The sequence below is a fragment of the Paenibacillus sp. FSL H7-0918 genome, from assembly GCF_038007025.1.
Taxonomy (GTDB): Bacteria; Bacillota; Bacilli; order Paenibacillales; family Paenibacillaceae; genus Paenibacillus_AQ; species Paenibacillus_AQ odorifer.
Genome location: NZ_JBBOWJ010000005.1, coordinates 45,941 through 72,095, shown reverse-complemented (window position 1 = coordinate 72,095; position 26,155 = coordinate 45,941). Strand labels below are relative to the sequence as shown.

The following is a 26,155-nucleotide window of genomic DNA, read 5'->3' as shown; positions in this document are numbered from 1 at the left end:
ATAGGGTTTATTTAGAAGAAACGGGCCCTTTTTTGGCAAGCATAGCCGCCTTCGGTGCCCCTATAAGGAACATTAGCGTTACGCAAGACATATAAAAAGGGCTCCGTTTCTACGAAATACTACATGATCGATTTAGATATTCTCGGTAAATGGCGGAAGGCTGTCGCTCACACTTCCCTCGAAACTACATTCCTCATCTATGCGCCGAGCATAACGACTGACCATAGAAACGGAAACATTGTAACGCTGGGCTACTTCACGGTAGGTGACCGGCAGGTTATGCGTTTTAGCAATTAGATATTCTAAGGCAGCACACCAGCCATTCGCATGACGGATAAACGGAACATCCGGATAAAGGCTGCTCAGAAATTGCTTCCACAGTAATTCAGCATCTTTTTTGTGGATTGCATCATATCTTCGATCCATCATACTAAGGGTCTGGTCGATAACTTTCTGCCAATCCTCTCTCCATTCCGGCAGTCCCTTCAGACGCGGGGAAGAGGTTTCTTTGACTTCCTGAAGCACATTCTCTTCAGGAACACTTCCAATCAGCCGCTGCAGACTAAGAAGTGCCGCTTCTTGCAGCTTTTCTTCCTGCAAGGGCTGCTGCTTTAGAAGTCCTTGCAGAATTTCGGACATCTCTTCATCTTCGATCCACCGCAGAGCTTCTGTAACCTGAAGCTTCGTATTGGCATCCCCGTAGCGGAGCGCCCAGAAGAAGGAAGAGCGAAGCAGCGGATTGTTCCGCACCTCTTCGGTAAAGCTGCCCTTGTTGTCCTTCCACAGCTTCAGCTGCTCCTGAAAAGGAAGCTGATAGTTGTAGCTGACCAGCGACAGCGTTTTACCTTCCCCCTGCGCCTGCTGCAGCTGAGCCAGAAAAAATCTCGGCACAGCCGATTCCGGATCGAGCTTAGCCGCCTTCTGCCAGCAGCGTTGGGCTTCTGTATACAGGCCACTATTGCTGGCAGCTGCCGCACAGTAATGATAGAGACTGGCGTCGCCACCGACCTCTTCATCCTTCAACAGACGTCTAAAATGGCCATAGGCGGTTCTATGGCGTCCCAGAATCCCCATGGTGGTGGCCATTTTGAACAGATGCTCCTGATGAAACGGAATGGTGGTCTCCAGAAGGTGTAACAATCCATCCAGTTGCCCGCGGTCACCTTCATACTGAAGGAAGATCGCTAAGTTACAGAGTGCATGCAAATTCCCGGAATCCAGCTCCAGCACCCGCATAATACATTCCTTAGCTTTGGTAAAACGACCCATATAAAAATACGCTAGGGCTAGGTTGTTATGTGCCGCCAGGAAGTCAGGCGTATTGCTCACAATCTCTTCAAGCAAAGTGACGGCTTGTGTAAACTTGCCCTCCTCCAACAGTGCTCGGGCTCGCTCATGCTCTATTACACCTTCCCGGCTTCTAATCCGGATAAGTGGAGCAGGACGGTCCAGCTCATATTGCAGCAGCTCCATCAATTCTTCCGATTCGGCCAGAAATTCACCGTTCACATCTTCTTCGAGATAAGTGACGAGTGAGCGTTCTGCCTCCTCATAGCTTTCCATATTGGCGAAGTTGTTAGCCATATAGAAATAACATTCCGTCATTGCCGGATCAATATTCTCCAGTACATGGGTTAAAATGTCGTTGGACGCTTCATAATTACCCATTTCTGATAATACGCCAGCCACGTTGCAATGATTGACCGGATTCTCCGGCTCGTACTCTACAGCTTTGCGAAAATTCTTTAATGCCTTATCATATTGAAAGCGATCCAAGGACCGAACGGCTCTTTCAAAGAAAAAATTGGCATTCAGAGTTACAGGAATCACATTATCATTCCCCAGTTCATACTCTGAAGTTCTCTCAATCATGGAAGCAAGGCACCTCCCTTATAAGAAGCTTCCTTATACTAACGAAAAATAGGAGGGCGGCGCCCTATGGGGTATGCCGGAGCTCCATCCTTAATCGCTATTCCGTTCCCTTATTGGGCGCGGGTATCTCCACACAGTATACCACATGTGACAGCGAGAATCTCAAGTTGAGAAAGACTCTACCACTCTGCTTACAACATCTTTTTTGACAAAAAATAAAAAAGACGGGGAATTAAATTCCCGCGTCTCTAAATAGCTTATCGATCGAACCACCCTCGAGGATGATGTGTGTGGCCTGAGCAAGCATCGGTGCAACAGATAATACTGTAAACCGACTTGAATGGTCATCAGGTAGTGCAATAGAATCTGTCGTAACCACTTCCTGAATAGAAGGATGGTCAAGCCGCTGTAGCGCGGGCCCTGAGAATAATCCGTGCGTCGCGCAGACAATACTGTCCTTCGCACCTCTCTCCTTCAGACCTTCTACCACATTCACAATGGTCGTCCCAGTATCGATCAGATCCTCAATAATGATAGGTGTCCGTCCCTCGACATCACCAATGACATGAGTGATTACCGATTCATTATGGGCTGGGCGCTTCTTGATCATAATGGCAAAAGGTGAATCCAGCTTATTCGCCAGCTTCTCAGCCATAGACGCACGCCCTGCATCCGGGGAAACAATGACCAGATCAGACATTGCCTTGGCTTTCAAATGGCTGCTGATCAAATCGAGTGCAGTCAGATGATCGACCGGAATGTTGAAAAAGCCTTGAATCGCCGCTGCGTGCAAATCGATGGTGATTACGCGGGTTGCTCCAGCGGTCGTCAGCACATCAGCCACCATCTTAGCCGAGATCGGCTCACGGGGTGCGGACTTCCGCTCCTGCCGAGCATATCCATAATACGGCACAATAATGTTCACTGTACGAGCTGAAGCCCGTTTGGCAGCATCTATCATCACCAGCAGCTCCACGAACATCTCATTAATGGGATGCGAAAGGGATTGCACCAAAAATACGTCGCAGTTCCGGATGCTTTCTTCGTAATGCACGTAAATCTCGCCGCTCATGAAGCGGGTCAGCTTTATCTGCCCCAATTCAACACCAAGTCGCTCCGCAATATCAGCCGCTAACTTTGGATTCGACGAACCGGAAAAAATACGTAATTGTTGATGATGCATAATACCCTCCTGCGGATTATAAATTATTATAGTTTGAACTGAACAGTGGTACGGCGGCGTCCCTCAAATATAGCCAGCTCACGAAAACCAGTGTGCCAAAGCATACTACGCGCCTCTTGCAGCCCGTCCCCCAGCTTGGTAGGATCATGTGCATCAGAGCCTAATGTCAGCGGTATGCCGAGCTTTAGGGCCTCCTGTAGCAGATGCTCCGCCGGGAACATCTCAGCGCAAGGCTTCGTAAGTCCGGAAGCATTCAGCTCCATGGCGATTCCGCTATCCGCTATAACCTTTAAGGTCTCTAGCTCTAGCGCCCTCACCTCAGCCTTGCCCTCCGGTGTTTGTGGACCATAACCGAACCGTTTAATAACATCCATATGTCCTATAATATCATATAATCCCGATAACGCCGACTTCTTTACCGCATCGTAATAAAGACGATACACCTCTAGCGCATCTCTGCTTTCCCAACCATGAACCTGGCGGTGATCCGTAATATCCCACTCCCCAAGAAAATGTACAGAACCTATAAGATAATCCCATGGATACGGCGACAAAATCTCGCGAATTTGCTCTTCATAGCCTTCGATATAATCGGCTTCCAGCCCCACCCGCAGATCTATGACTCCACGGTAACGCTCCTTTAAGGTTAGACATTCCTCCACATAACGAGGCAGCTCAGCCATTGGCATAGCCATTTCTGGATAATAGCTGGCGGGATCTACGTGGATGAGCGGCAAGTGGTCGGATAATCCCAGCTGCTGAAGTCCAAGCTCTATCCCGCGCTGTACATACTCCTCAAGCTTACCCACGGCATGGCCACAGCGTTCATGATGCGTGTGGTAATCAATATGCATCACTCAGTCCTCCCTTAGTACTGATCCCGGCGTGGGCGTTCGTGACGGGTACTCAACTCTTCCATAATCTCATCCAGTGGAAGCTTGCGCTCTTGCAGCAATACCAACAGATGATAGATCAGATCACTGACCTCAAGGCGCAGCTCGGCGTTATCTTTATTTTTGGCGGCAATTATGGTCTCGGAAGCTTCCTCGCCTACCTTTTTGAGGATCTTATCCACGCCTTTATCAAACAGATAAGTGGTATACGCGCCTTCCGGGCGTTCCACTTCCCGTTCAGCAATCACACGCTCCAGCTCACCAAGAACAGCAAAACGCTCACCATCCGTCAGACTAGACACTGATTTCGAAGCATCCGTTGTTGGGTTATTCAAAGGAATCTCACGGAAAAAGCATGACGTAGCTCCAGTATGGCAAGCTGGTCCTTCAGGAACAACCTTCACGAGTAGTGTGTCGCTATCACAATCATAGGATATGGAGGTAATAGCTTGTGTGTTGCCTGAGGTTCCGCCTTTATGCCAAAGTTCGCTGCGCGAGCGGCTCCAAAACCAAGTCTGGCCACTCTCCAGTGAGAGCTGTAACGATTCGGAGTTCATATAAGCAACCATCAGTACCTCTAAACTGCTAGCATCCTGAACAACGGCAGGCACCAGACCCGCTTCATTCCAGAGAATGCCTGCCAGAGCTTCTTTTTGGCTTAATGTGGTATTGTTTTGTGTTTCGCTCATCGGATTTCTACCCCTTTTTGCTTCAAATCTGCCTTTAAATCATTAATTGCAATCTCTTTATAGTGAAAAATGGTCGCCGCAAGTCCCGCATCGGCTTTCCCTTCCGTAAATACATCGTAAAAATGCTCCTTCTTCCCAGCGCCGCCAGAAGCAATCACAGGAATACTGAGCAAATCGCATACTGCCGAGGTTAGCTTCAGGTCGAAGCCGTCTTTTGTGCCATCTGCATCCATGCTAGTGAGCAAAATCTCACCTGCGCCCAGCTTCTCAGCTTCTTTAGCCCAAGCCAGAGCACGGATGCCGGTGGGCTTACGCCCGCCATGAGTGTACACTTCCCATTCACCAAAAGCCTCATTATATTTAGCATCTATCGCTACTACAATACACTGGGAGCCAAATCGGCGAGCACCGTCCAAAATTAACTGAGGATTAGTGATGGCTGCCGTATTAATGCCGATTTTGTCTGCGCCTGCACGAAGAATCCTTTTCATATCATCAGTTGTAGAGATCCCTCCACCCACTGTAAAAGGAATGGCAATCTCACCAGCGGTCTGCCGCACAACCTCGATCATCGTTGCTCTACCTTCTACGGAAGCCGATATATCGAGAAACACAAGCTCATCTGCGCCCTCGCGGTCATACAGCGCCGCTAGCTCTACCGGATCTCCAGCATCACGCAGATTCACAAAGTTAACGCCTTTGACTACCCGTCCATCCTTAACGTCAAGACAGGGGATGATACGTTTTGCTAACATTATGAAATCCCCCTTTCTTTAAAAAGCGTTTCAAGCACCTAAAGTGTGTCCGTCCCCCTAAAGCCCTCTTAGCCCAGGGGGAGCCCAAAGGCCCCTGCCCTTTGGAAACCTCGATTGAAGGCATGGCGGATCATAGTCCATCCGGCTGAACCATAGCCCACACGGCTGAACATGTGCTATGATCGCTAACCCCTTCGTAGCCGCTTCCTTGACCCATAACACCTTCATGTTCCGCGGTTTTGGCCCTTATGTGGTCGGAAGGGCTCACGCCACCTGCAAGCCCACGAGTATTTAGTTGCACAACGTGCAGTTATTTTATCAACCTTTTTGCAAGCTACTCTTTTAACTGCATTTCGTACAACTAAATCTGGGGATAAGCTTATAAAGCAACTCATCTCTGAGTTATAGCTGCACGAAATACAACTAAATTAGCTAATCAGCTCTAAATGTGAAAAATAGCTGTATAAAGTACACTTAAATCATCATCCGAGGAAAAATACCCTTCCCGCCGCCTCATTACGCCTATTGTAGCAGATTGTGCAGCGGGTTTTAGCTAGCGGGTAACCTCCATTTTCACAGGTATTAAAATTTCACCGGATCCCTCGTTGAAACAGCGCTCAAGTCGTTACGCCATTCGTAATGAGATGAGATTTTTGCAAAGTGAAAACACATTAGCTAGTTGGGTTTGTTGCTTTATTGGCCAGCTGGTTTGTTTTAGCTCTTTTGTTGGTTTGTTGCTTTGTTATTAAGCCCTTTTGCTGGTTTGCTGGTTTGTTCGTTTAACTTTTGCTAGTTTGCTTCTCTGGGCGTTCATTTAATTATCATTAGTTACTCATTTACTGTCACGTCTATTTCTTTAACCCACTGCTCATTTACTAGTTCATCTATTGTCTTTTTGTTCATTCGCTCGTTTATTAATTAGTTTGGTGATTTAGTGATTTGTGTTCACTACGTTACTGTTAAGTCTATTTCTTTAACCCACTGTTGGTTCTGTCTGTTTCATTGATCCACTATTCCTTGGCTAGCTCATGTCGTCTTTTTGTTCATCCGCTCATCAATTAGCGCGCTCGCCCAACGCTATTTCTGCCCAAGCGCTCGCAAAGCTCCAGAAAGATCAATATTGCCCGTATATAACGCCTTGCCAACAATAGCTCCGCCTACACCGCTGCCGCTGTGCACGTTCAGACGCAACAGATCATCAAGACTGGTGACTCCGCCGGACGCGATCACAGTTTTACCGCTGGCCTGCGCCATGGACAGGATACCGTCCACGTTCGGTCCCTGCATCATCCCGTCGCGGGAGATGTCGGTGTAAATGAATGTCTCGGCTCCTTTTGCCGCCAATTCCTTGGCAAGAGCTTCAGCACGTACTTCAGAGGTGTTCAGCCAGCCGTGTGTCGCAACATAACCGTTACGTGCATCAATGCCGATCGCGACTTTATCGCCGTATTTTGCCAGTACCTCTTCGGTAAAAGCATGATCATTAATCGCAGCAGTACCGATAATGACGCGGCTAACGCCAAGTCCGAGCAATTTCTCTACGTCCGCAAGATTGCGAAGACCACCGCCCACCTGCACAGGAACGTTAGCATTAGCAGCAATAGCACCGATAATCGCATCGTTCACAGGATGACCCGCTTTCGCACCATCTAAGTCCACCAAATGAATGAACTTTCCACCTTGCTCTTCCCATGATTTTGCCACCTTTAGTGGACTATCATTGTATATCGTTTCCTGATTGTAATCCCCCTGCTGCAGCCTGACGCATTTTCCATCCCGAATATCAATCGCCGGATATACAATAAAAGAAGACATTTGGCGCTCCCCACTTTCGTTCCGTTATATTTATAGCGTGGCTTACGCCCGCTCTCTCTTAATCTTCAAAAAATTACCCAACAGCTTGATTCCCAGCTCTCCGCTTTTTTCCGGATGGAACTGCATACCGAACACATTATCTTGCCCGACAATAGCCGTGACTGGGTAACCATAATCCGTGACAGCCAGCAGATCACTCTCTTTTGCTACAAGCGCGTGATAAGAGTGGACAAAATACACATGCCCCTCCTCAAGGCCAACAAAAAGCGGATTCTCCGGCTGTCTAAAGCTGAGCTTGTTCCACCCCATATGCGGCACCTTATAGCCATCTCTAGGAGCGAACCGCACCACTGAACCCGAGAGAATATCTAGCCCCTCATGGCTGCCATGCTCTTCACCGGTGCTAAACAACAGCTGCATGCCAAGACAGATCCCAAGCAGAGGCTGCTCTCCAGCGGCTACCTGTTTGACGACAAGATCCAAACCATTCTCCCGCAAATGCCCCATCGCATCGCCAAATGCACCGACACCTGGCAGAATGACACTATCAGCAGCGAGAATTTGCTCGGCATCACCCGTCACTACACACTCATAACCGAGACGTTCTACCGCCTTACTCACACTGTGCAGGTTGCCCATGCCATAATCGACGATTGCAACAGTCATCCTACAGCACTCCCTTCGTAGAAGGCACACCCTTCACACGGGGATCAATCAAAGTTGCCTCATCCAGCGCCCGTCCAAGCGCTTTGAATACAGCCTCAATCATGTGATGAGTGTTAGAACCGTAGTGTACGATAACATGTAACGTAATCCGTGCTTCGAGCGCAAACTTCCACAGGAACTCCTGAACAAGCTCCGTCGAAAAGCTGCCCACCTGCTGTGAAGGATAGGTTGCACGATATTCAAAGTGCGGGCGATTGCTGATATCGATCACAACCTGCGCCAACGCCTCATCCATCGGTACAAAAACACTCGCATAACGTTTGATTCCTTTTTTATCACCCAGTGCTTCGTGCAGTGCCTGCCCTAGGCAGATCCCAATGTCTTCAACCGTGTGGTGGTCATCAATCTCGATGTCTCCACGCGCCTGTACAGACAGGTCAAACTGGCCGTGCTTCGTGAACAGATCCAACATATGATTCAGAAAAGGAACATCCGTCTCCAGCTCTGAAACTCCACTTCCATCTACATTAAGAGACAACTTTATATCCGTCTCGTTTGTTTTACGGCTTAATCCAGCTTGGCGCAGGGCTTGTTCATTATTGTTCTCCATATCCGTCTCCACCTTTTCCTTCGTTCTTGATTCGAATCTCAATGGCTCGTGCGTGGCCTTCTAAGCCTTCGCGACGTGCCAGCTCTATAATGGTCTTCCCATCACGCAAGAGTGCTTCCTTACTGTAATAGATCAGACTTGATTTTTTAATAAAATCATCCACATCCACTGGTGACGAGAAACGTGCGGTCCCATTGGTTGGGATAATATGATTTGGCCCGGCAAAATAATCACCCACGGGCTCGGAGCTATACGCTCCCAGGAAGATGGCTCCAGCATTCTCAATGCTGCCTACGAGGCCCATAGGATCTTCGACAACAATCTCCAGATGCTCTGGTGCCAGTCTATTCACTACGGAGATCCCTTCCTCCATAGATTCCACAACAATGATCGCGCCGTAATTCTCTACCGAAGAACGGGCGATCGCCTGACGCGGCAGCTCTTGCAGCTGACGCTCCACTTCGGCCGCCACGTTATCCGCCAGGCTCTGCGATGGCGTGACCAGAATCGCCGAGGCCATCTCGTCATGCTCGGCCTGCGAGAGCAGATCCGCTGCGACATAAGCCGGCTCAGCGGTCTCATCTGCCAGCACGACAATTTCGCTTGGACCCGCGATACTGTCGATATCCACGGCGCCATATACCTCGCGTTTAGCCAGCGCAACGTATATGTTGCCAGGCCCACATATTTTATCTACCGGCGCTATGCTCTCCGTACCAAAAGCCAAAGCAGCTACCGCCTGTGCTCCGCCCACACGGTAGATTTCATTCACACCTGCTTCTGCGGCAGCAACCAGGATATAAGGGTCAATCCCTTCCTTGCCGCCGGTGGATGGCGGAGTCACCATGACGATCTCCGGCACACCCGCGATCTGTGCTGGGATCACGTTCATCAGCACCGAGGAGGGATAAGCTGCTTTGCCACCAGGTACATATACCCCTACCCGCTTCAGCGGACGAATAATCTGCCCCAGAATCGTGCCATCCGGCTGCAAATCCATCCATGAATTCCGTTTCTGTCTGGCATGGAACGCCCGGATATTGGCTGCAGCTGCTTGAATAGCAGATACGAAAGATTGCTCTACTCGGCCATACGCTGCCTGAAGCTCTTCCGGCGTTACCCGCAGTTGATTCGGCGTAAGTGCAACCCGGTCAAATTGCTCCGTATAGCGAAGAAGCGCTGTGTCTCCTTCTTTTTTAATGGCGGCCACAATTTCCTTTACCGCCTGATTTTGCTCTGGCGTACCATACTCCACTTCCCGCTCTAGCTTAAAGTCCTTGCTCGACACAACCTTCATCGCTGGTTCCTCCCTTTACCCCTAACATCTGTTGCCGCCTACCGCAAATTAGGTTGCCCTATAACTGCCTGTAGTCGGTCACACAGTTGCTGTATCTCTTCATTTTTCATCCGATAGCTCACACGATTTGCCACCAGGCGGCTTGTAATTTCGAATATACTCTTCATTTCGATTAATCCGTTGTCCCGCAGCGTTTGCCCGGTCTCTACCATATCCACAATACGATCGGCCAGACCAATCAGTGGTGCAAGCTCGATGGATCCATTTAGCTTCACTACCTCGACCTGTTGCCCCTGCTCCCTAAAATACCTTGAAGCTACATTCGGATATTTCGTCGCTACACGCTGCTGAATTCCCGGCTGCCAGTTCGGCAATCCGATGATCGACATCCGGCAGCGGGCAATGCCAAGATCAAGCAGCTCGTATACATCACGATCTTCCTCCAGCAAAACATCCTTGCCCACGATCCCAATATCCGCCACGCCATATTCTACATATGTAGGTACATCTACTGGTTTCGCCAATATAAACTCCATCCCTGCCTCAGGCAGCGGAATAACAAGCTTGCGTGATGCCTCACCGTCCGGTGGAATCGGAAGACCTGCCTGGCGGAACAGCTCAGCAGCCTTTTCGTAAATCCGGCCTTTTGGCATAGCCACCTTCAATATCTGTGCCATTGTTAAGTTGCCTCCTTTTCCATCTCCATGCAAAATTTATGTTAATCGCTTTTTGTACTAACGATATCCTCAGCCATGCTCACTTACAAAAGATACGAATGTATAGATCTCACCGTACCGTACACCCTCTGCTTCAACCGTGTCCGTATCCAAACGCTTCACCGTTTCAAGCTCTTCTGGACCTGCAGCAAGTCTAGTAACGACTGCATGACCCTCTGACCGCAGGCGTGTTGCCTCTTCCAAGCCTTCTTTTCTGCGAATCGCATCATATTGGATCAAAATAGGCAGCTCTTCCTCTTCGACCACTCCAGTTACACCATCCAGGATGCGATTCGTTTTTAAGGAAAATCCTGTGGATGGGATCGGACGCCCAAACTGTTGCAGCAGATTGTCGTATCTACCACCACTGCATACCGGAAATCCTAACTCCGCTGCATAACCTTCAAAAGTCATGCCTGTATAATAGGAAAAGTCCCCGATCATCGTCAGATCAATCAGTACATGCTGTGATACGCCGTAAGAGACCAGCACCTCCCACACCTTGCACAAATGATCAATCGAATGACGCGCGAGCGGATGATTGCTCAGCTCTAGCGCCTGTCCACAAATCTCCTTGCCTCCGCGCAGACGCAGCAGCCCATCCAGTTCGTTCTTCTGCGCTTCTGTAAGATCCAGCCGCTGTAAAGTCTCCCGGAAAGAAACATAGTCACGGCCCAGCAAATGACTTTTCAGCTCCTCTTGAGCCTCGGGCAGTTCAGGAAGTACCTCTTGAAATAACCCATTCAGAAAGCCTACATGCCCCATAGCGATCTTAAAAGACTTCACACCCGCGGCTTGCAGCGAAGAAATAGCAAGCGCCACTACCTCCGCATCGGCCTCAGGTGAATCATCACCTACCAGCTCTACACCTGTCTGGAAGAACTCCGCTTCCCGCCCCGCTTCTTCCTCAATGGCACGGAATACATTCGCGTGATATGACAGACGCAATGGCAGTGGCTCATCCTTCAATAGAGAGGCAACAACACGGGCAACCGGGGCAGTCATTTCTGATCGAAGCACCAAAGCCTGACCACGATTGTTAAGTAATTTATAGAGCTTCTGGTCCGACGTAGAGCTAGCCACGCCAACTGTATCGTAATATTCCAACGTTGGAGTCATCATTTGCTGATATCCCCAGCGACTCATGCAATGCAGTACATCATTCTCAATTTTGCGCAATTTCGTTACGGCATGGGGCAGATAGTCCCGAACGCCAGACGGCTTCTCAAATCCCTTTGGTTTGGACATCTTCATTGTTCACCTCGTCAGTTATCATTAGATACTGTTTATGTTTACTTTACTATGGTAAAGTGGTAGCAAATTAAAGTATTTTCAATATCGTATCATGTTCACTGCTTTTTCGTCAATCAAACCCTTAGTCGAGCGTTTGGCATTTTCTTTATTTTTGCCTCCCCGCTTATCGAATACTATAATGAGCTAATACGATTGTACTTCATAATTTTGTAATTGGTGTTCTAAAAATATACTTTCAACTAGAAAGAAGGGCTAACGCTTGACTAAATCCTATATGATTGGCGTTGATATTGGTACTACAAGTACAAAGGCAGTTCTCTTCGAGGAGAATGGAGCCATAGTTGCACAAGCGAATATGGGTTATCCCTTGCATCAACCCTCCCCTTCTATAGCGGAGCAGGACCCAGAGCAAATCCTACGTGCAGTGTTTCATACCCTCTCTAATGTCATGCGGCAAAGCGCCGTATCTCCAGATAAGATCCTATTCGTCTCCTTCAGTTCAGCCATGCACAGTGTCATTGCAATTGATCAGCTGGGTAAACCACTTACTGCCTGCATCACTTGGGCTGACAACCGTAGTGCCGGATCTGCACTTCGCCTGAAGAACGAGTTCAACGGACATGAGTTGTATTTGCGCACAGGAACGCCTATTCATCCTATGTCACCGATTACCAAGCTAATGTGGCTTCGGGAAGAGCAGCCTCAGTTGTTTCAACAAACCTATAAATTCATTTCTATAAAAGAATATATATTCGCTCGGCTGTTCGGCGAATACATCATCGATCATTCCATTGCCTCTTCTACAGGCATGCTCAACCTTGAACTTTTGGAGTGGGATAAAGAGGCCCTGGAGATAGCCCATATTTCACCAGATCAACTCTCACGGCTTGTTCCCACCACAGAGATCATGCAAGGCCTGCTTCCCGGTCTAGCAGAGGAGCTGTTACTGCTCCCGACTACACCTTTTGTCGTAGGAGCCAGTGATGGCGTCTTGTCCAACCTTGGCGTAGGCGCGATTAAACCCGGTGTAGTGGCCGCAACGATTGGAACAAGCGGAGCGATTCGCACCGTAGTGGATCACCCGCTTACCGACCCTAAAGGACGGACCTTCTGTTATAACTTAACCCCAAAACATTGGGTGATCGGAGGGCCCGTTAATAACGGCGGTATGCTGTTCCGCTGGGTACGGGATGAGTTCGCTGCTTCTGAAGTCGAAACCGCCAAACGTCTTGGCATTGACCCTTACGAGGTTCTAACGCGCATCGCGGAACAAGTTCCGGCAGGTAGCGGTGGTCTTCTATTCCATCCTTACTTAACTGGTGAACGGGCACCGCTGTGGAATCCTGATGCTCGTGGCTCCTTCTTCGGCCTTTCTATGAATCACCATAAGGAGCATATGATTCGCTCGGTACTAGAAGGCGTAATCTTCAATATGTATATGGTTCTGCTGGCTATGGAAGAGCAAATCGGGCGTCCTAGCAAAATTCTGGCTACAGGCGGCTTCGCCCGTTCCTCAGTCTGGCGGCAGATGATGTCTGATATTTTTGATCAAGAGGTCATCATTCCGGAGAGTATTGAAAGCTCCTGCCTCGGAGCAGTAGTGCTTGGTCTTTACGCAACGGGCCGCGTGGACTCCTTCGATGTTGTATTCGACATGATCGGTTCAACTTACCAGCATGATCCGATTGATGAACATACCAAAGTGTACAAGCAGCTGCTGCCGATTTATATTTCCGTCTACCGTAGTCTGGAAAGCCAGTATCAAGCTATTGCGGAGTTTCAGCGGGAACAAGCTGGAGAATAGACAAAAAATAAAAGCGCCGGTCAACCCGCATATACGGGAGACCGGCGCTTTTATATTACCTAGCAGTAGACTATGCGCTTATGGAGCCTGTTTTTGCTTTCTTTTGTGCGCCTGATCCGAAAATAATCCAAGACGCAGGCACATACCGGAAGACGAGAGCCACTGCCAGCCATGAAACCAGCAGCGCAACAAGCCATCCTCCTACAATCGCTGCGATGTACGCAAGAGAACCCCCGTGAAACGGTAATTTTCTATAGAAATACAGCAGCATAGGGTGCAATAAATAAATCCCGAAGGAGCATGCTCCTACGGATACCAAAAGTCTTGTCAGCAAGCTACGACCCGCTCCATAGAGCAAGAAGGAGATTTGCAACAGCACCACACAAGAGAGCAGCGCATGTAGATTAGAGAAACCCTCATACCATAAGCTGTTGATGACAGTTTTTTTCGTGTAATTATTAAACCATAGCTCAACATGAACACCCCCTGCTACAATCCATAACAACCACAACGTAATCCAAACCGGACCTTTACCGGCGCGCCAGCCTTCACGTGAAGGCACTAACCATTTTTTCAAAGAAGAGTAATACACTGCAATCCCAGCACCCAGCAGGAAATACGAGAAATAAGTGATCGCCAGACTCCCCTTGGATAACTGCCAATACCCGTGATTGGTCATGTATTTATTCAGCAACACAAAACCCCACTGTAGTAATAACCCGATCAGCGGCGCCCAAGCCGCCAGATGACGAACCTTTTGCAAACACCACAAAATGAGCGGAAATAACACGTAAAACTGAATAATGATAATAATATAATACAGATGCGTATATGCCGTTCCTGTCCATAAATACTTCCATAGCTTAGAAGCCATCTCCCCCGGAGGTAAGCCCCAAGTATTCCCGGCATTCATTTTTAACGCAAAATACAGCAGTGAAAATACTACATAAGGCACAATAATATAAAGCAGCCTTCTAGTGTAGAACTTTCCTAGCGTTTTGCCACCCAGCGGACGGTCAATATAGTTATAGAAGAGCACGAACCCACTCAAAAATATGAATGAAGGTACGGCGAACTGGCTGAATTTATTAATAAATAAGAACGGATGAAACATGTTTGTACCTAGTGTCTCCGCCAACGTTCGTGAAGTAGCATGAATAGCCAGCACTGCAAAAATAGCAATCGCCCGAAAAATATCCAGCTGCGGAATTCTTTCTTTTTGTCTCATAATCTTTCCTCCTGTTAAGCTCCGCATCGAAGTGATGCCTTTTTAATCAAATATTATGAAGGCTACTTCCCCACGTTTAAGCGTGTGCGTGTATCCGACCTTCTTCTAACGCTATTTCTCCTGCTGCACGAACCCCTTTGCCCGTTCCTCAGAGATATAACCTGACTTTTCCTGCGGACTGGATTCCAAAGAGCGAGGCACGCTTCCAAAAATAATCCATGAACCCGGAACTCGCCGGAAAGCAAACTGCACAATAAGCCAGCTCCCTCCCAGTGCGACCACAAGCCCTCCGTAGATGAATAAAACATATGTTAGCGACTCTAGGGGAATCTGATATCGGAACCTGCGATATACCGCTAACAATAGCGGATGAATCAAATATATCGCAAATGAGAGTTCACCCAAACGTGTTAAAAAAGCAACAATCCCGCGAGAGGCCTTACGATAGATCAGGAATGTAGCATACAACAGAACCAATGCTGATAACATCGTATGGACATTCCATAATAGCTCGTACCACAGCGAATCCGTCCACACCCCAAAATGGCGGGCCACATACCATAGCTGCACATGGATAAAGGCTGCAATTAACCACCCGCTCACTAACAGGGCAGTCCATCCTTTTTGCCTGGCAGTTAGCTCTCTCCATGGCTTCATCAGCCAAGTCTTCACCTTCTCAAAGTGAATTGCGATATAAGCACCCATCATATAATAAGCCAGATAAGAGATCGCGAGGCTCCCTTTTTCAACAATGTGCAGTTCGTATTTATTCCAGAAAATAAACCCCCACTGAAGTGCCAATCCGAGCGGAACCGCCCATTTAATTAAAAAGCGGGAACTCTGGAGTAGCTTAAGCAGTACTGGAAAAAGCAAATAAAACTGAATGCTGATAAATACAAAATACAAATGCGCATATGCGGAACCTGAGAATAACGCTCTAATAAAGCTGTACAGGTTGCCACCGAGGTTCTGGGTCAATCGTCCGTTCACATATAAGGTTAGTGCGTAATAGCCCATAGAGGCTAGCAGATAAGGTAATAAAATATACTTTAATCGACGACGGTAGAAATTAATAATCAAGCTGCGTGTCACAGGACGCCCATAATAATTATAAAACAATACAAAGCTGCTCAGAAAAATAAATGAGGGCGTACCGAATTTAAAGAAAATGTTGATCCAGTTCAGCCAGTAATAATAAGGGGAATGCAGTGCCTGCTCTCCAGCGGCAAAAGATGAGGAATGCACATGCAATACGCCTAAGATCGCTAATGCTCTGAAAATATCCAGCTGGGGCAGCCTTTCCTGTCTCGCAGTGTTCATATTATATTCCTCTTCTCTACTATGATGGTTGTTCATAGAGACGCTAAGCGGAATGTGGAAACTGAAAATACCAGGAAGCCTGCACCTGCTGATTTTACATTCTGATATTTGAAGCTGAATGCCTAGCGTGGGATTCGCCTTATCACTAACGCTAATTATATCGAATGTATCTGTTCTAAAAACTTAAGAAGAACTTAAAGTTTCCTTAATAATCTTCTCTAAGACGCAAGAAACCCTGCAGAACCTGCGCTAAAAAAACGCAATATGTAACTGCAGGGTTAAAAAAGCATCGTTTACACTTGTTCCGAATGTTCTTCCGTTGAAGAGGGGCGCAGCTCTCGCAGAGGATTGCCTCCGACAAAAGAGCCAGCCGCCACATTTTTGTGCACCACGGAGCCAGCAGCTATAACTGCCCAATCTCCAATGGTTACACCGGGAAGAATCGTTGTATTCGCGCCGATCAATACATTTTCACCGATCACCACTTCGCCCAGACGATATTCTTTGATCAGATACTCATGCGCCAGAATCGTCGTGTTATAACCAATAATAGAATTCTCACCTACCGTTATTTTCTCCGGAAAAAACACATCCACCATTGCCATAAGACCAAAAGCCGTGTGTTTACCAACCTTCATCCCCAGCATCCGTCGATAGATCCAATTCTTTAACGGTAGAATCGGACAATAGCGGGCAATCTGAATAAAAATAAAGTTGCGGACACCCTTCCAAGGGCTGACCGTACGGTAAATATACCAAAGTGAGTTATGACCTTCTACTGGATAACGGGTTACGTTTCTCACGATTCATTCGTTCCTCGCTCCATAATTTCTATAATATCCTTCATGTTATGGATGATAAAGTCCGGATCATACTTGCGGAGCATATCCTCGCCCTTCAAAGACCAAGATACTCCAGCAGCGTATACACCGGCAGCTTTGGCTGATTGAATATCAACTGCACTGTCACCTATCATTAAGGTTTTGCGAGGATCAACACCAAGGTTGTGGACCGCTGTCAGTACGGGCTCCGGATGTGGCTTTGGTTCAGTAACATCGTTCACAGTCACAATCGTATCCATGTACTTAAGCAAATCGAACCTTTCCAGGGTCTTGATCGTTGTTGGACGGATCTTAGTAGTTACAATCCCAAGTTTGATCCCACGACGCGAGAGCTCCTCTATGGTCTCCTTTACAAGCGGAAAGGAACGCACTAACTCATCATGATGCTCATTATTATAAGAACGATAGGACTTTTCTAACGTACCATTTACATCCTCTAGTCCAGAGAATACTCTCATCTGTTGCTGAAGGGTTGTTCCCATATGCGGAATTATCTCTTCTCTGGTCAGTGGAGCCAGACCATTGTCCTTCAGCGCGTACATAAATGAGCTAATGATTAGCTCATTCGTATCGACAATCGTTCCATCCAGATCAAAAAGAACGCATTCTATCATAAGTTTTACTGCTCCTTCTTATCTCCATCCGCTGGCTGTCCTTGCTCAGGTTGTGTTCCTTGACGAGTTTTCTGCGGTGTATTTACTGCGCTTTCTGGCACTACAGTATCTGCTTGGATCGGTTTAGTACATACGATAGGGTCAGAATAATGTGCTTTAGGCTCTCCGGTTACTCTGCGAATAACGATCAGCAATATAGCTGCCACAATAATAAGTAGAGAAAGCAGCTGAGAAATACGAATATTACCATAGGCAGGATCCAGATATCCTTGTTCAAAACCTAACCATTCCATCGGACTCCATAAGCCGTTTATAAACGAAGCCAGTCCTGCACTTCCGTTAAAAGCTAAACTGTCAGTACGCACAGCCTCGATGAAGAACCGACCGATGGAATACCATATAAAGTAAGACATGAAGATTTCTCCAGCACGTACAAACTTCTGACGACGGAGAACCATCAATAACGCAATCCCTAGTAAGCTCCAAAGAGATTCATACAGGAAGGTCGGATGATGAAAAGCATCCCCTATGTACATTTGATTAACGATGAAGTCAGGTAAATGCAGTTTATCCCGTAAAAAAGATTCCTCAACTACGCTGCCGTATGCCTCTTGGTTGACAAAGTTTCCCCAGCGGCCAATCATTTGACCCGCCAGTAGTCCAGGTGCACAAATATCAACAATACGCCAGAAAGGGTAACCCTTATAACGGAAATAAATAATTCCGCAAATAATCGCTCCTATTAATGCGCCGTAAATGGCGATGCCGCCATTCCAGATCTTAAAGACGTCTATCAGATTATGCTTATAATCGTCCCATTTAAAAGCTACAAAATAAATCCGTGCCCCTATAATTGCCGAGGGTACACCCAGTAGCAGCATATCCATAAAGAATTCTTGCGGGATTCCGAACCGTTTGCCCTCGCGGATCGCAAGAAATAATCCCGCGAGTGCACCGACCCCTAGTATTAACCCGTACCAGTGTACAGGTAGTGATCCAATTGAGAATACAATAGGATCTATTGCTAATGGGAACATTGTCTCACACTCCTAATCGAGATCGTCCATATCCTCAGATATGGTCGCAGTTAACTTATTCGTAAACTGCAGGGCTGCATTAAAGCCCATTTGCTTCAGGCGATAGTTCATCGCAGCAACCTCAATAATAACGGCAAGGTTACGTCCTGGACGTACAGGAATGGTTACAAGTGGAACATCGGTATCAATAATCCGCGTTGTTTCCTCATCAAGTCCAAGCCGGTCATACTGCTTGTCTTGCTGCCAAGCCTCTAATCTAACGACAAGTGTAATCCGTTTATGATTACGGATAGCACCCGCACCAAAAAGTGTCATTACGTTAATGATACCTACTCCGCGAATTTCCAACAAGTGACGGATCAACTCAGGGGCTGTACCATGCAGCTGGTTATCTGAAGTCTGGCGGATTTCCACGGCATCATCAGCGATCAGTCTATGTCCACGTTTTACAAGTTCAAGGGCTGTCTCACTCTTACCAATACCACTACTACCAGTAATCAGCATACCTACACCATATACATCACAGAGTACACCATGAATCGTTGCTGTAGGGGCTAATCTCCCTTCTAAGAAGCTCGTCAAACGGCTGGAGAAAATAGTCGTAGCCATCGAGCTACGAAGCACAGGAAGTCCCTTTTCATTACTTATATCAATTAACTCCTGTGGCACATCCAAACTACGGGTAATTACGATACAAGGGGTATTGTCATTACAGATTCCACGAAGCCTACTTTTACGTTCAGCTTCAGGCAGCATGGAGAAGAATGCGAGTTCTGTCTTACCTAATAATTGAACACGTTCTTCCGGATAATATTCGAAATAACCAGCAATCTCTAGTCCAGGGCGATTCAGGTCATCGACCGTAATAGGTCGTTTTAGACCTTCCTGGCCGGAAATAACCTCTAATTGAAAATGTTGTACCAATTCAGATACTTTTACTTTCTTAGCCATGTAAATTCGTCCTTTCGTCACCTGCGGTATATGTCCGCTTACTGCGTCCGGTTGACAGCGATCTCATTACAATTCCGGAGGTAATTCTCCTGCTATCTTAATTGATAACGCTTGTGAATGCAATCTTAACGCCTATCCATTACGACCCTAATTAAACAATAAAGCCACCCTTTCGGGTGGCTTTATCAAGAGAGAAAAGATCCTGCGATCTTATCCCAACAGAATGTTAACTTCGGATTCTTTATCGAAGAAGTGAACTTTGTTCATATCGATAGCCAATTTTGGCTTGCTGCCTTCGCGAGTAGTGGAACGTCCATCTACACGAGCGATTACAGTAGATTTACCAAGGCCGCTCAAGTAAAGGAGCATTTCGTGACCAAGGTTTTCAGTTACATCAACCAATGAAGTAAAGATTGTGTTCGGGGAAGCTTCCAAGAATACTGGCTCTTCATGGATATCTTCTGGACGAACGCCCATAATTACTTCTTTGCCAATGTAGCCTTTGCTGCGGATGATTTGAGCTTTTCCGCCTGGTACTTCAACATCAAGGTTCTCAGCGCGGAAACGGATAGAACCGTTTGCTTCGGACAAAGTACCATTGATAAAGTTCATTGTAGGGGATCCGATAAATCCAGCTACGAACAGGTTAGTTGGTTCATTGTACAACTCTTCAGGGGAAGCAGCTTGTTGAATGATACCATCATACATAACTACGATACGGTCACCCATTGTCATAGCTTCTGTTTGGTCATGCGTTACGTAGATACAAGTGGTTTCAAGGCGTTTAACCAGTTTAGTGATTTCAGCGCGCATTTGACCACGAAGTTTAGCATCCAAGTTGGAAAGAGGCTCATCCATCAAGAAGACTTGTGGATCACGTACGATAGCGCGTCCCAAAGCGACACGTTGGCGTTGACCACCGGAAAGTGCTTTTGGTTTACGATCTAGCAAATGCTCGATATCGAGAATTCTAGCAGCTTCACGTACTTTCTTGTCGATTTCATCTTTCTTCACTTTACGAAGTTTCAAACCGAAAGCCATGTTTTGGTATACGCTCATATGCGGATACAGGGCGTAGGATTGGAATACCATCGCGATATCGCGGTCTTTAGGTGCAACGTCGTTGACTACACGATCGCCAATGTACATTTTACCTTCGGAGATTTCTTCCAGACCAGCGATCATACGCAAAGTTGTGGATTTACCGCAACCGGATGGTCCAACCAATACTAGAAATTCCTTATCTTTAATATCAAGATTGATATCCATTACTGTTGCTTTATCTGAACCCGGGTATTTTTTGAAAATATGCTCTAAACGTACGCCTGCCATTGTATTTCCCCCTCGAGTTAATTATTGATTAATTGAAAAATTCTTTTTTCCTTGTACATTTATATTACCCTAGACGGGACACGGTGGCTATTTGCAACGTTCACAAAAAACCTATTTCCTTTTCGTCACTTTATACAAAAGCATAGTAAGCTTCACAATAGCAGCGTCCCCAAAGCTACGCACATCGGCACCCGTCTCCTGTTTTATCTTGTCCAGACGGTATAAAAGCGTGTTGCGATGAATATATAACTTCTTGGCTGTTTCACTTACATTACAATCCATCTCAAAAAACGTCTCCAGGGTCATCAGCATCTCTTTATCCGATAATACGGAAGAATAGTCGCCAATCTGTCCAAGTAACTGTTTACGCCGTGCATCAGGAATGCTGTTAACCAAACGTTCCAAATGCAGCTCCCAAGGTAAATGAATATATTCACCCACTTGGAAAATACGTCCGAGTACAATGGTCTCCCTCAGCAAGGCCACGGATCCCGTCAATCCCTTAACAGGGACTATAGCCGGAGCTACAGCCAAATGGAATACACCTACCCATTCGCTGGCTATCAGTTCGTGCAAGCCCATACTGGTCTGAGCCAGAATTTCATCTACACTCTCTTCTTCCTCATCCTTATCATCTCCGCCCGTGAGTAGTTCCTTCCGGGCCAATATTAACCATTCTTTTTCTTGAAGAGGTATAAGCAGAATTTCATTCTCAAAATAGCTGCGCAGCAGCTTCATTAAGGAACGATAAGTGATCTGCGGGCTATGTGCATTCTCACTGCTAAGTAGGAATGGAACCATATCTCCGAATAAACGTCCCTTTAGAGCCATCTCATCGGGTATCTCAGAGTCATTTTTCTCTTGCTCCAGTTCGGTGTTCAACCAGGTACCCAGCTGCCGAGCCTCCGCTTCCCCTTCTTCTCTAACCCCAGTAGCTTTTAGTGCAATTGCAAAGTTTCGAACTGCATAATTCACTAATTGTATTTCCAAAGAGTTAAGTCCATCCAATTCCACCCAGACAGCGGTTACACGTCCATCAGTCTCATATAATGGTGCCCAAAGATGACCTTCATGGATTACCGGCTGTTCTTGTGCTTCCAATCCCAGGCTAAAAAGAGAAGCTGAATGTTGCCTCCCTAACTGCTTGATTCCGGTTTTCTTTCCGGTGAGCTGCTCTAACTTTTTTCGCAATGTTTCGCTATCCATAGTCACCATACTCCACCACTTTTGCTCTTTTCGCCTATTTTAGCATATTCTCTAATATTATGTTAATCACTACAGCAGCGCGCTACTATAATACGACATAAAAACACAAAAAAAGCCACCACCCTAAGGTGATGACTTTCTGTTTGGGATGAGCCATGAAGGACTCGAACCTTCGACACCCTGATTAAAAGTCAGGTGCTCTACCAACTGAGCTAATGGCTCATAAATGGTGGGGGATGATGGATTCGAACCACCGAACACGTACGTGAGCAGATTTACAGTCTGATGCGTTTGGCCACTTCGCTAATCCCCCAAAAAAGGTGGCTCGGGACGGAATCGAACCGCCGACACGAGGATTTTCAGTCCTCTGCTCTACCGACTGAGCTACCGAGCCATAAGATTACATGACAATTAAGCGGAAAAGTCTTACACTTCCCACTCATTTTGTGGAAAAAATGGCGGAACCGACGGGATTCGAACCCGCGGTCTCCTGCGTGACAGGCAGGCATGTTAGGCCAACTACACCACGGTTCCGCATTAATTAAAAATGGTGCCGGCGAGAGGACTTGAACCCCCAACCTACTGATTACAAGTCAGTTGCTCTACCAGTTGAGCTACACCGGCACGGTGTAAAAGCAATTCTAAAAGATGAAAATGGTGGAGGCTGAGGGGATCGAACCCCCGACCCTCTGCTTGTAAGGCAGATGCTCTCCCAGCTGAGCTAAGCCTCCAGGTATTATGGTAGCGGCGAAGGGGATCGAACCCCCGACCTCACGGGTATGAACCGTACGCTCTAGCCAGCTGAGCTACACCGCCACAATAATTAGTATTGCTATGGATTGAAAATGGCGGAGAGAGTGGGATTCGAACCCACGCACCGCTTACGCAGTCTAACCCCTTAGCAGAGGGTCCCCTTATAGCCACTTGGGTATCTCTCCAAACGATATCAGTACCACAGCAATCCAAACAGGAATTTGACTCCCTGAAAACTGAATCCGAAACGAATCTGCATTCTACGTATAGGATAAGCCCTCGACCGATTAGTATTGGTCAGCTCCATGCATTGCTGCACTTCCACCTCCAACCTATCTACCTCGTCGTCTTCAAGGGGTCTTACTAATTGGGAAATCTCATCTTGAGGGGGGCTTCACGCTTAGATGCTTTCAGCGCTTATCCCGTCCGTACGTAGCTACCCAGCCATGCTCCTGGCGGAACAACTGGTGCACCAGCGGTACGTCCATCCCGGTCCTCTCGTACTAAGGACAGCTCCTCTCAAATTTCCTGCGCCCACGACAGATAGGGACCGAACTGTCTCACGACGTTCTGAACCCAGCTCGCGTACCGCTTTAATGGGCGAACAGCCCAACCCTTGGGACCTACTTCAGCCCCAGGATGCGATGAGCCGACATCGAGGTGCCAAACCTCCCCGTCGATGTGGACTCTTGGGGGAGATAAGCCTGTTATCCCCAGGGTAGCTTTTATCCGTTGAGCGATGGCCCTTCCATGCGGTACCACCGGATCACTAAGTCCGACTTTCGTCCCTGCTCGACTTGTAGGTCTCGCAGTCAAGCTCCCTTATGCCTTTGCACTCTGCGAATGATTTCCAACCATTCTGAGGGAACCTTGGAACGCCTCCGTTACTCTTTAGGAGGCGACCGCCCCAGTCAAACTGCCCGCCTGACACGGTCCCCGTACCCGGTAAGGGTACTAGGTTAGAACCTAGATACGATCAGGGTGGTATCCCAACGGCGCCTCCACCGAAGCTTGCGCTCCGATTTCTACGGCTCCCACCTATCCTGTACAGATCGTACCCAAATTCAATATCAAGCTGCAGTAAAGCTCCATGGGGTCTTTCCGTCTTGTCGCGGGTAACCTGCATCTTCACAGGTATTAAAATTTCACCGGATCTCTCGTTGAGACAGCGCCCAAGTCGTTACGCCATTCGTGCGGGTCAGAATTTACCTGACAAGGAATTTCGCTACCTTAGGACCGTTATAGTTACGGCCGCCGTTTACTGGGGCTTCGGTTCATAGCTTCGGGTTACCCCTAACCACTCCCCTTAACCTTCCAGCACCGGGCAGGCGTCAGCCCGTATACTTCGCCTTGCGGCTTCGCACAGACCTGTGTTTTTGCTAAACAGTCGCTTGGGCCTTTTCACTGCGGCCCCCTCGTGCTATTCACACTACCGGGGCACCCCTTCTCCCGAAGTTACGGGGTCATTTTGCCGAGTTCCTTAACGAGAGTTCTTCCGCGCGCCTTAGAATTCTCTTCTCGCCTACCTGTGTCGGTTTGCGGTACGGGCACCTTCTCCTGGCTAGAGGCTTTTCTTGGCAGTGTGAGATCATGACCTTCGCTACTACAATTTTCGCTCCCCATCACAGCCCAGCCTTAATGATGTGCGGATTTGCCTACACATCAGCCTCACTGCTTAGACGGACATCCATCAGTCCGCGTCACTACCCTCCTGCGTCACCCCATCGCTCATAGCGGATTACGGTGGTACAGTAATTTCAAACTGTTGTCCTTCGACTACGCCTTTCGGCCTCGCCTTAGGTCCCGACTTACCCTGAGCGGACGAGCCTTCCTCAGGAAACCTTGGGCTTTCGGCGGATCAGATTCTCACTGATCTTTTCGTTACTCATACCGGCATTCTCACTTGTGTAGTGTCCAGCGCTCTTTTCAGTACACCTTCAACCCCTACACAACGCTCCCCTACCCCAGATACATACGTATCTAGCCATAGCTTCGGTGGTGTGTTTAGCCCCGTTACATTTTCGGCGCAGAGTCACTCGACCAGTGAGCTATTACGCACTCTTTCAATGGTGGCTGCTTCTAAGCCAACATCCTGGTTGTCTGTGCAACTCCACATCCTTTCCCACTTAACACACACTTGGGGACCTTAGCTGATGGTCTGGGCTGTTTCCCTTTTGACAATGGATCTTAGCACTCACTGTCTGACTCCCGGCAATAAGTATATGGCATTCGGAGTTTGACTGAGCTTGGTAATCCTTGCGGACCCCGCACCCAATCAGTGCTCTACCTCCACTACTCTTATACCGAGGCTAGCCCTAAAGCTATTTCGGGGAGAACCAGCTATCTCCGAGTTCGATTGGAATTTCTCCGCTACCCCCACCTCATCCCCGCACTTTTCAACGTACGTGGGTTCGGGCCTCCAGTGCGTGTTACCGCACCTTCACCCTGGACAGGGGTAGATCACACGGTTTCGGGTCTACGTCCACATACTAATTCGCCCTATTCAGACTCGCTTTCGCTGCGGCTCCACCTTCTCGGCTTAACCTTGCATGTTAAACGTAACTCGCCGGTTCATTCTACAAAAGGCACGCCATCACCCATTAATAGGGCTCTGACTTTTTGTAAGCACACGGTTTCAGGTTCTATTTCACTCCCCTTCCGGGGTGCTTTTCACCTTTCCCTCACGGTACTGTTTCACTATCGGTCGCCAGGTAGTATTTAGCCTTAGCAGATGGTCCTGCTGGATTCATACGGGGTTTCACGTGCCCCGCACTACTCGGGATCCGTCTCGGAGAGAATACAGTTTAGGTTACAGGGCTTTTACCTCTATCGCGGGCCTTTCCAGACCTCTTCACCTACCATATTCCTTTGTAACTCCATGTGAGACGTCCCACAACCCCTAAGAGCAAGCTCTTAGGTTTAGGCTGTTCCGCGTTCGCTCGCCGCTACTGACGGAATCACTATTGTTTTCTCTTCCTCAGGGTACTTAGATGTTTCAGTTCCCCTGGTCTGCCTCTACACACCCTATGTATTCAGGTATGAGTAACTGCGAATTACCACAGCTGGGTTTCCCCATTCGGACACCCCCGGATCAAAGCTTGCTTACAGCTCCCCGAGGCAGTTTCGTTGTTCGCCACGTCCTTCGTCGGCTCCTGGCGCCTAGGCATCCTCCGTGTGCTCTTATTAGCTTAACCTTGATTCTTCCGAAGAAAAATCTCACTAATAACATTTACTTGTTTGCACAAGTTGCTAAAAGATGTTCTAAAACGCAAATTCGTTTCGGTATCCAGTTTTCAAGGATCAAGTTGAAAAAGTTAT

At 47.7% G+C, this 26,155-nt stretch carries 21 protein-coding genes, 8 tRNA genes and 1 rRNA gene; 1 reads left to right on the top strand and 29 read right to left on the bottom strand.

Features of this window, described 5'->3' with window-relative positions:
* Window positions 1-132: 132 nt before the first annotated feature.
* The 12 genes from MHI15_RS27805 to MHI15_RS27750 all read right to left on the bottom strand — a co-directional run bounded on the left by MHI15_RS27805 (window position 133) and on the right by MHI15_RS27750 (window position 11,744).
* Window positions 133-1,872, bottom strand: a complete 1,740-nt coding sequence (locus tag MHI15_RS27805) for a tetratricopeptide repeat protein (RefSeq protein ID WP_076277720.1) — start codon at window positions 1,870-1,872, stop codon at window positions 133-135.
* Between the two features lie 232 nt (window positions 1,873-2,104).
* On the bottom strand, window positions 2,105-3,055 hold the full coding sequence (locus tag MHI15_RS27800) for a ribose-phosphate diphosphokinase (RefSeq protein WP_036687083.1): 951 nt from the start codon (window positions 3,053-3,055) through the stop codon (window positions 2,105-2,107).
* Between the two features lie 26 nt (window positions 3,056-3,081).
* Window positions 3,082-3,909: a histidinol-phosphatase HisJ gene (hisJ, locus tag MHI15_RS27795; RefSeq protein WP_076307319.1), complete on the bottom strand. Its 828-nt coding sequence runs from the start codon at window positions 3,907-3,909 to the stop codon at window positions 3,082-3,084.
* Window positions 3,910-3,923: 14 nt separating this feature from the next.
* Window positions 3,924-4,637 (bottom strand): bifunctional phosphoribosyl-AMP cyclohydrolase/phosphoribosyl-ATP diphosphatase HisIE, encoded by a 714-nt coding sequence (gene hisIE, locus MHI15_RS27790; protein ID WP_076307320.1) that lies wholly within the window; start codon window positions 4,635-4,637, stop codon window positions 3,924-3,926.
* Complete coding sequence (hisF, locus tag MHI15_RS27785; protein ID WP_036687077.1) at window positions 4,634-5,392, bottom strand: imidazole glycerol phosphate synthase subunit HisF; 759 nt, start codon at window positions 5,390-5,392, stop codon at window positions 4,634-4,636. The genes hisIE and hisF overlap by 4 nt, the downstream gene beginning before the upstream one ends.
* Window positions 5,393-5,522: 130 nt before the next feature.
* On the bottom strand, window positions 5,523-5,693 hold the full coding sequence (locus MHI15_RS27780) for a hypothetical protein (protein ID WP_341165148.1): 171 nt from the start codon (window positions 5,691-5,693) through the stop codon (window positions 5,523-5,525).
* 776 nt (window positions 5,694-6,469) lie between these two features.
* The gene (gene hisA / locus MHI15_RS27775; RefSeq protein WP_076126839.1) at window positions 6,470-7,207 is read right to left on the bottom strand and encodes a 1-(5-phosphoribosyl)-5-[(5-phosphoribosylamino)methylideneamino]imidazole-4-carboxamide isomerase; all 738 of its coding nucleotides are present in this window, start codon (window positions 7,205-7,207) and stop codon (window positions 6,470-6,472) included.
* 42 nt (window positions 7,208-7,249) lie between these two features.
* On the bottom strand, window positions 7,250-7,873 hold the full coding sequence (gene hisH, locus MHI15_RS27770; RefSeq protein ID WP_076126837.1) for an imidazole glycerol phosphate synthase subunit HisH: 624 nt from the start codon (window positions 7,871-7,873) through the stop codon (window positions 7,250-7,252).
* Window position 7,874: 1 nt separating this feature from the next.
* Window positions 7,875-8,483: an imidazoleglycerol-phosphate dehydratase HisB gene (hisB, locus tag MHI15_RS27765; RefSeq protein WP_036687073.1), complete on the bottom strand. Its 609-nt coding sequence runs from the start codon at window positions 8,481-8,483 to the stop codon at window positions 7,875-7,877.
* Window positions 8,470-9,780 (bottom strand): histidinol dehydrogenase, encoded by a 1,311-nt coding sequence (gene hisD / locus MHI15_RS27760; protein WP_076219569.1) that lies wholly within the window; start codon window positions 9,778-9,780, stop codon window positions 8,470-8,472. Before hisD ends, hisB begins: the two co-directional genes overlap by 14 nt.
* A gap of 38 nt (window positions 9,781-9,818) precedes the next feature.
* Window positions 9,819-10,457, bottom strand: a complete 639-nt coding sequence (gene hisG, locus MHI15_RS27755) for an ATP phosphoribosyltransferase (RefSeq protein WP_036687062.1) — start codon at window positions 10,455-10,457, stop codon at window positions 9,819-9,821.
* 69 nt (window positions 10,458-10,526) lie between these two features.
* Window positions 10,527-11,744 (bottom strand): ATP phosphoribosyltransferase regulatory subunit, encoded by a 1,218-nt coding sequence (locus MHI15_RS27750; RefSeq protein WP_341165147.1) that lies wholly within the window; start codon window positions 11,742-11,744, stop codon window positions 10,527-10,529.
* Between the two features lie 280 nt (window positions 11,745-12,024).
* On the opposite strand from MHI15_RS27750, the gene gntK reads away from it, so the two are divergent.
* Complete coding sequence (gntK, locus tag MHI15_RS27745; RefSeq protein WP_341165180.1) at window positions 12,025-13,554, top strand: gluconokinase; 1,530 nt, start codon at window positions 12,025-12,027, stop codon at window positions 13,552-13,554.
* A gap of 70 nt (window positions 13,555-13,624) precedes the next feature.
* Here the strand turns inward: gntK and MHI15_RS27740 are convergent, their stop codons facing one another.
* The 17 genes from MHI15_RS27740 to MHI15_RS27660 all read right to left on the bottom strand — a co-directional run bounded on the left by MHI15_RS27740 (window position 13,625) and on the right by MHI15_RS27660 (window position 26,031).
* The gene (locus MHI15_RS27740) at window positions 13,625-14,782 is read right to left on the bottom strand and encodes an acyltransferase (protein WP_341165146.1); all 1,158 of its coding nucleotides are present in this window, start codon (window positions 14,780-14,782) and stop codon (window positions 13,625-13,627) included.
* Between the two features lie 111 nt (window positions 14,783-14,893).
* On the bottom strand, window positions 14,894-16,102 hold the full coding sequence (locus MHI15_RS27735) for an acyltransferase (protein WP_076280350.1): 1,209 nt from the start codon (window positions 16,100-16,102) through the stop codon (window positions 14,894-14,896).
* A gap of 293 nt (window positions 16,103-16,395) precedes the next feature.
* Window positions 16,396-16,905, bottom strand: coding sequence for an acyltransferase (locus MHI15_RS27730; protein WP_172628771.1), 510 nt, complete (start codon window positions 16,903-16,905; stop codon window positions 16,396-16,398).
* Window positions 16,902-17,558: a pyrophosphatase PpaX gene (gene ppaX, locus MHI15_RS27725; protein WP_076280351.1), complete on the bottom strand. Its 657-nt coding sequence runs from the start codon at window positions 17,556-17,558 to the stop codon at window positions 16,902-16,904. Before ppaX ends, MHI15_RS27730 begins: the two co-directional genes overlap by 4 nt.
* A gap of 5 nt (window positions 17,559-17,563) precedes the next feature.
* Window positions 17,564-18,595: a prolipoprotein diacylglyceryl transferase gene (gene lgt, locus MHI15_RS27720; protein ID WP_076126827.1), complete on the bottom strand. Its 1,032-nt coding sequence runs from the start codon at window positions 18,593-18,595 to the stop codon at window positions 17,564-17,566.
* Window positions 18,596-18,607: 12 nt separating this feature from the next.
* Window positions 18,608-19,546, bottom strand: coding sequence for an HPr(Ser) kinase/phosphatase (hprK, locus tag MHI15_RS27715; protein WP_036687047.1), 939 nt, complete (start codon window positions 19,544-19,546; stop codon window positions 18,608-18,610).
* A 210-nt stretch (window positions 19,547-19,756) separates the two neighbouring features.
* Window positions 19,757-20,878: an ABC transporter ATP-binding protein gene (locus MHI15_RS27710; protein ID WP_076126826.1), complete on the bottom strand. Its 1,122-nt coding sequence runs from the start codon at window positions 20,876-20,878 to the stop codon at window positions 19,757-19,759.
* 111 nt (window positions 20,879-20,989) lie between these two features.
* A complete protein-coding gene (locus MHI15_RS27705) occupies window positions 20,990-22,084 on the bottom strand; it encodes a PucR family transcriptional regulator (RefSeq protein WP_036687042.1) in 1,095 nt (364 codons plus the stop codon).
* 149 nt (window positions 22,085-22,233) lie between these two features.
* Window positions 22,234-22,306, bottom strand: a tRNA-Lys gene (locus MHI15_RS27700).
* A gap of 5 nt (window positions 22,307-22,311) precedes the next feature.
* Window positions 22,312-22,397, bottom strand: a tRNA-Tyr gene (locus MHI15_RS27695).
* Between the two features lie 8 nt (window positions 22,398-22,405).
* A tRNA-Phe gene (locus MHI15_RS27690) sits at window positions 22,406-22,478 on the bottom strand.
* A 62-nt stretch (window positions 22,479-22,540) separates the two neighbouring features.
* Window positions 22,541-22,618, bottom strand: a tRNA-Asp gene (locus tag MHI15_RS27685).
* A gap of 14 nt (window positions 22,619-22,632) precedes the next feature.
* Window positions 22,633-22,708 (bottom strand) — tRNA-Thr (locus tag MHI15_RS27680).
* Window positions 22,709-22,739: 31 nt separating this feature from the next.
* Window positions 22,740-22,815 (bottom strand) — tRNA-Val (locus tag MHI15_RS27675).
* Window positions 22,816-22,823: 8 nt separating this feature from the next.
* Window positions 22,824-22,900, bottom strand: a tRNA-Met gene (locus MHI15_RS27670).
* A gap of 30 nt (window positions 22,901-22,930) precedes the next feature.
* Window positions 22,931-23,022, bottom strand: a tRNA-Ser gene (locus tag MHI15_RS27665).
* Between the two features lie 82 nt (window positions 23,023-23,104).
* A 23S ribosomal RNA gene (locus tag MHI15_RS27660) occupies window positions 23,105-26,031 on the bottom strand.
* Window positions 26,032-26,155 lie beyond the last annotated feature (124 nt).

Bases quoted from the DNA above. Each gene is read 5' to 3' on its own strand.
- MHI15_RS27705 (WP_036687042.1), bottom strand. From the start codon at position 22,084: ATGGATAGCGAAACATTGCGAAAAAAGTTAGAGCAGCTCACCGGAAAG.
- lgt (WP_076126827.1), bottom strand. From the start codon at position 18,595: ATGTTCCCATTAGCAATAGATCCTATTGTATTCTCAATTGGATCACTA.
- hisH (WP_076126837.1), bottom strand. From the start codon at position 7,873: ATGACTGTTGCAATCGTCGATTATGGCATGGGCAACCTGCACAGTGTG.
- MHI15_RS27750 (WP_341165147.1), bottom strand. From the start codon at position 11,744: ATGTCCAAACCAAAGGGATTTGAGAAGCCGTCTGGCGTTCGGGACTAT.
- hisIE (WP_076307320.1), bottom strand. From the start codon at position 4,637: ATGAGCGAAACACAAAACAATACCACATTAAGCCAAAAAGAAGCTCTG.
- hisF (WP_036687077.1), bottom strand. From the start codon at position 5,392: ATGTTAGCAAAACGTATCATCCCCTGTCTTGACGTTAAGGATGGACGG.
- hisG (WP_036687062.1), bottom strand. From the start codon at position 10,457: ATGGCACAGATATTGAAGGTGGCTATGCCAAAAGGCCGGATTTACGAA.
- MHI15_RS27735 (WP_076280350.1), bottom strand. From the start codon at position 16,102: ATGAACACTGCGAGACAGGAAAGGCTGCCCCAGCTGGATATTTTCAGA.
- hisB (WP_036687073.1), bottom strand. From the start codon at position 8,483: ATGGAGAACAATAATGAACAAGCCCTGCGCCAAGCTGGATTAAGCCGT.
- MHI15_RS27805 (WP_076277720.1), bottom strand. From the start codon at position 1,872: ATGATTGAGAGAACTTCAGAGTATGAACTGGGGAATGATAATGTGATT.
- MHI15_RS27740 (WP_341165146.1), bottom strand. From the start codon at position 14,782: ATGAGACAAAAAGAAAGAATTCCGCAGCTGGATATTTTTCGGGCGATT.
- hisD (WP_076219569.1), bottom strand. From the start codon at position 9,780: ATGAAGGTTGTGTCGAGCAAGGACTTTAAGCTAGAGCGGGAAGTGGAG.
- hisA (WP_076126839.1), bottom strand. From the start codon at position 7,207: ATGTCTTCTTTTATTGTATATCCGGCGATTGATATTCGGGATGGAAAA.
- MHI15_RS27800 (WP_036687083.1), bottom strand. From the start codon at position 3,055: ATGCATCATCAACAATTACGTATTTTTTCCGGTTCGTCGAATCCAAAG.
- MHI15_RS27710 (WP_076126826.1), bottom strand. From the start codon at position 20,878: ATGGCAGGCGTACGTTTAGAGCATATTTTCAAAAAATACCCGGGTTCA.
- gntK (WP_341165180.1), top strand. From the start codon at position 12,025: ATGATTGGCGTTGATATTGGTACTACAAGTACAAAGGCAGTTCTCTTC.
- hprK (WP_036687047.1), bottom strand. From the start codon at position 19,546: ATGGCTAAGAAAGTAAAAGTATCTGAATTGGTACAACATTTTCAATTA.
- ppaX (WP_076280351.1), bottom strand. From the start codon at position 17,558: ATGATAGAATGCGTTCTTTTTGATCTGGATGGAACGATTGTCGATACG.
- hisJ (WP_076307319.1), bottom strand. From the start codon at position 3,909: ATGCATATTGATTACCACACGCATCATGAACGCTGTGGCCATGCCGTG.